This is a genomic window from Desulforamulus profundi, from assembly GCF_002607855.1.
Genome location: NZ_AWQQ01000102.1, coordinates 1 through 5,091, shown reverse-complemented (window position 1 = coordinate 5,091; position 5,091 = coordinate 1). Strand labels below are relative to the sequence as shown.

General features: G+C 51.0%; 4 protein-coding genes and 2 pseudogenes. All 6 read left to right on the top strand.

The annotated features are described in order from the left end of the window. The coding region (locus P378_RS19820) for an HMG-box domain-containing protein (protein WP_099083884.1) at positions 1-300 on the top strand (300 nt) is incomplete at its 5' end. An 81-nt stretch (positions 301-381) separates the two neighbouring features. Beyond that, positions 382-2,185, top strand: a pseudogene (gene lepA, locus P378_RS15470) (translation elongation factor 4). 15 nt (positions 2,186-2,200) lie between these two features. After that, entirely contained in the window at positions 2,201-2,425 is a 225-nt protein-coding gene (locus P378_RS15465; protein ID WP_099083883.1) for a hypothetical protein, read from the top strand. Further along, positions 2,416-3,552 (top strand): radical SAM family heme chaperone HemW, encoded by a 1,137-nt coding sequence (gene hemW / locus P378_RS15460; protein ID WP_099083882.1) that lies wholly within the window; start codon positions 2,416-2,418, stop codon positions 3,550-3,552. The genes P378_RS15465 and hemW overlap by 10 nt, the downstream gene beginning before the upstream one ends. A gap of 179 nt (positions 3,553-3,731) precedes the next feature. Further along, positions 3,732-4,773: pseudogene (gene hrcA / locus P378_RS15455) on the top strand (heat-inducible transcriptional repressor HrcA). A 20-nt stretch (positions 4,774-4,793) separates the two neighbouring features. Further along, positions 4,794-5,091, top strand: a 298-nt coding sequence (locus tag P378_RS15450; protein ID WP_274378741.1) for a TCP-1/cpn60 chaperonin family protein, incomplete at its 3' end; no start/stop codon positions are given.

The window sequence follows — 5,091 nt, the reverse complement described above, 5'->3', positions numbered from 1 at the left end:
TTCAATGATATTGTTTTACCGGACCGGCCGGTTTATTTATTCAAACTGTTCGAGAAGGATTCCGGTGTTGTTCAAATTGAACTTTTGGGAGAAACCCTGGCAGTGGATATCCCGGCCGTTAAAAACAGGGCTGACAGCTACCTGCTTGTGGCAAAACAAAAGCTGCAGGAGGTAAAATCAGATCCCCGTTTAATTGAGGAAGTAGCCAACGTTAAAAAGGTGATGCAGGAACCGTGGAATGCCTGGTGGGAATCCGAGAAAGTCAGGGCGGTACACCAGTGGGTAAAAGAACGGATCTAGCGTCTTGTACAAGTTGAAGCAAGGCTTAACCGGTGCTATAATGAAAGAGTATGTCGTTTTTCGGAGTAGGAGGGAGTATGAATGGCAACGCCCCAAAATCGTATTCGAAACTTTTGCATTATAGCACACATTGATCACGGTAAATCCACCCTGGCTGATAGAATATTAGAACAGACCGGCGCCTCAGTGAAAGGGAAATGACTGAGCAGGTGCTGGATAAAATGGATTTAGAAAGGGAAAGAGGCATTACCATCAAGCTGCAGGCGGTCCGCCTCTTTTACAAGGCTTCCGACGGGGAAGAGTACCAGCTGAATTTGATTGATACTCCCGGTCACGTAGATTTTACCTATGAAGTTTCACGAAGCCTGGCAGCCTGTGAAGGGGCCCTGCTGGTTGTGGACGCCTCCCAGGGGATTGAAGCCCAAACCCTGGCCAATGTTTATTTAGCATTAGAAAATGACCTGGAAATTATCCCGGTCATTAATAAAATTGACCTGCCCAGTGCCGAACCGGAGCGGGTAAAGCAGGAAATCGAGGACGTAATCGGCTTGGACACTTCCGAGGCCGTACTGGCTTCGGCCAAAACCGGCATTGGTATCAACGAGATCCTGGAACAGGTGGTCACCAAGATTCCCCCGCCGCAGGGTGATCCCAATGCCCCCCTGCAGGCCCTGATTTTTGATTCCCACTATGACGCCTATCGAGGGGTCATTGCCTATATTCGAATTGTTCAGGGAACCCTCAAGCCAGGGATGCGCATCCGTATGATGGCGACACAAAAGGAATTCGAGGTCACCGAAGTGGGTGTTTTTAACCCCAATATGATTTTCGTGGACCAGCTCAGTACCGGCGAAGTTGGTTTTGTGGCCGCCAGTATGAAGAACGTTCAGGATGTGCGGGTGGGTGACACCGTTACCTCCGCCCAAAAGCCGGCGCCGGAACCGCTGCCGGGCTACCGCAAGGTGACTCCGATGGTGTTCTGCGGCTTGTACCCGGTGGATACCGTTGAATATGAGGATTTAAGGGACGCTCTGGATAAGCTGAGATTAAACGACGCTTCCTTAATTTACGAGCCTGAGACTTCCGAGGCCCTGGCTTTGGTTTCCGCTGCGGATTTTTAGGACTGCTGCACATGGAAATTATCCAGGAACGCCTGGAACGTGAATACGGTCTCAATCTTATTACCACCGCCCCCAGTGTTGTTTACCGTGTGACCACCACCAAGGGTGAAGTGCTGGAGATCGATAACCCCGCCAACTTACCCCCGGTCAACAACATTGAAATGATAGAAGAGCCCTATGTGAAAGCCACCGTGATGGTGCCCAAAGACTTTGTGGGCACGGTTATGGATCTGTGCCAGGGCAAGCGGGGCATTTACAATAACATGGAGTACATGGGCGTTAACCGGGTGATGCTGACCTATGAAATTCCCTTATCGGAAATTATTTATGACTTCTTTGACCAGTTGAAATCAAGAACCAGGGGCTACGCTTCCCTGGACTATGAGATGTTGGGTTACCAGGAATCCGACCTGGTCAAAATGGATATTATGCTCAATGGGGAGGTCCTGGATGCCCTGTCCTGTATTGTGCACCGGGAAAGGGCCTATACCCGGGGCAGAGCGCTGGTGGAAAAGCTGCGTTCCTTGATCCCCAGGCATATGTTTGAGATTCCGGTCCAGGCAGCCATCGGCAACAAAATTATCGCCCGGGAAACCGTCAAGGCCATGCGCAAAGACGTTCTGGCCAAGTGTTACGGCGGTGATATCAGCCGTAAGAGAAAGCTGCTGGAGAAACAAAAAGAGGGTAAAAGACGCATGAAACAGGTGGGGAATGTGGAGATTCCCCAGGAAGCTTTTATGGCAGTTTTAAGTATTGAAGAATAGGTGTGAGTCAGCGCAATGAGCTGTTATCTGAGGCACCTGAAGCCGGTGCTGGAAAAGGTCGGCTGCGGGACGTTAACCAGGGACCAGCGAAAAGTGGTGGACAACACCGTCCGCAGCATTACCGGCGCCCGGGGGAATGTCCTGATTTGGCCGGTGGTCAAGGAGTGGCTGGAGGATTCAGTCAACCAGGAACGCCTGATTAAGGAAATTAAGAATAAGCTGGTGGATCCATGCCAATAGGTTTATACATTCACGTACCCTTTTGTTTGCAAAAGTGCCTGTACTGTGATTTTGCTTCCTATCCCATCGAACAGGGGCAGGTTGAGCAGTACATGCGGGGCCTGGGACAGGAAATTGATTATTACAGGGCAACCCTTGCCCCTGAACAAAAACAAATAGCTACTATTTTTGTGGGCGGTGGTACGCCCACTTGCCTTATGTCCGGGCAGTTGGCGGGTATTTTGGAGCAGGTGTCTCGGGTCTTTACCATCGTCACGGGGGCTGAAATCACCACCGAAGCAAACCCGGGAACGGTAACCCTGGCGTCCCTGCGGGAACTAAGGGCAGCAGGCTTTAACCGCCTGAGCCTGGGGGTGCAATCCACCCACCGGGAACTGCTCCGTGTCATCGGACGCATCCACGACTTTGACCAGGCCAGACAAGCGGTACATTTTGCCCGGGCGGCAGGTTTTGAGAACCTCAACCTTGACTTAATGTTTGGTTTGCCCACACAGACTGCCGCCCGCTGGCGGCAGTCTGTGTCTGAGATAGTGAATTTACAACCGGATCATGTTTCTTGTTACAGCCTGCAGTTGGAAGAGGGAACTCCCTTGACCCGGGCCGTTGACCAGGGTAGATTGGCTGCCTGCCCGGAAGAACTGGAGCTGGAGATGTATCGCATCGTTATAGAAATATTGGGCACAGCAGGCTATGAACACTATGAAATTTCAAACTTTGCCCGACCGGGGTACCGGTGCCGGCATAACTTGCTTTACTGGCACAACCAGGAGTACCTCGGACTGGGCCCCGCCGCCCACTCGCACCTAAACCAGTCAAGATGGGGAAATGTGGAGGATATTGATCAATACGTCTCTTTACTTCAAGCGGGCCAAAGGCCTACAGAAGAGATTCAATCACTTTCCGAAGGGGAACAGATGGAAGAGACTGTGTTCTTAGGCTTAAGGTTGATCCCGGGAGTAAACCTTGCTGATTTTCGCCAAAGATTTGGCATAGGTCTGACGGAAGTCTTTGGGAGACAGGTCAGAGAGTTAGAAAAGAAGGGTTTAGTAGAGCTGGTGGATGGGTATCTTAGATTAACAGGAAAAGGTTTACCGCTGGCTAATCAGGTATTCGCAGAATTTGTATAAACCCATTATGTTGCCGCTAATTCTTGAAAAAATAAAAAATTAAGCTGATGGCCGACGGCTGATGGTCAAATTGGTATCCTTGACAAAGTTTTTTCCATTTGCTAAATTTTAAATTAGATTAGCACTCATCAAATTAGAGTGCTAACACCCTTTAAGGGTGAGGCAGGGGGTGTGCCGACGTGAAAATGGATGAACGTAAACAGCAGATCCTGTTGGCCATCATAAAAGATTACATTAGCACCGCGGAGCCGGTTGGTTCCCGGACCATTTCCCGCAAATACAAACTGGGGGTCAGTCCGGCCACCATCCGGAATGAAATGGCGGATTTGGAGGAAATGGGGTTTATCGAGCAGCCCCATACTTCCGCCGGCCGGATTCCTTCCAACCTCGGTTACCGCTACTATGTGGATTGCCTGATGCAGTTGGAGCAGCTAACCGAGCAAGAAGAAGGGACCATCCGCAGCGGCTACGAAAACAAGGTCCGGGAAGTGGCAGAGGTTCTTAACCGCACCGGCAGAATGCTGGCGCAGCTTACCAATTACACCGCCCTTGTGCAGACGCCCCAGTTGGGCAAGTGCTCCTACAAACATATTCAACTGGTCTTGATGGGGCCGGCCCAGGCCATCATCATTGTGGTGATGGATACGGGTGCTGTGCACCACCAAATGATGTCCGTGCCGGAGAACATCACCCAGCAGGACCTGGATCAGATTTCCGGCGTGCTGAATGCCAAACTCCAGGGCAAGACCATGGGCAGCATCAGGCTTACCCTGATCAAGGAGATTTACTTCGAGCTGGCCAGGCACCGGAATATTTTGGATTTAGCCATAGAATTAATGCAGGACCGCATCGCCTCGGCAAGGAGGATAAATCTACCTTGAAGGGGTATTTAATATTTTGAATCAGCCGGAGTTTCACAATGTAGATAAGGTGAAAGTGCTGCTGTCCCTTTTGGAACAGGAGGATACTTTACGGGATATACTGGAAACACCAGGGGATTCCCAGGGTATTACCATAAAAATCGGCAGCGAAAATAGCCGGCAGGAGATACAAAACTGCAGCATGATTACCGCCACCTACCAGGTGGGGGATAAAATCCTGGGAACCATTGGTATATTGGGACCCACCCGGATGGATTACGCCCGGGTGGTTACTGTGATTGATTGCATGTCCCGTAATCTTTCCCGCACCCTGGAGCGTTTGCTGAAGGGTCAGGGTTAATTTTAAGGAGGAACTTTTCCGTGAGTCTCAAACAACAGGCCAGTCAGGGTGCCGAGATCAATGAAAAATTGGCTGCCCTGATGACCAACTCAAATGCGGTCCGGGCCATTGCCTCTGCCGTTGAAGGCACCCTGGGGCCAAAGGGCTTGGATACCATGCTGGTGGATAAATTCGGTGAGGTGGTCATCACCAACGACGGGGTAACCATTCTTACCATGATGGAAGCCAACCACCCGGCTGCCCGGATGGTCATTAATATTGCCAAATCCCAGCAGGAAGAGATCGGGGACGGCACCACCACCGCCACCGTCATGGCCG

Coding starts and splice junctions, on each gene's coding strand:
- P378_RS15465 (WP_099083883.1), top strand. CDS start 2,201: ATGAGCTGTTATCTGAGGCACCTGAAGCCGGTGCTGGAAAAGGTCGGC.
- hemW (WP_099083882.1), top strand. CDS start 2,416: ATGCCAATAGGTTTATACATTCACGTACCCTTTTGTTTGCAAAAGTGC.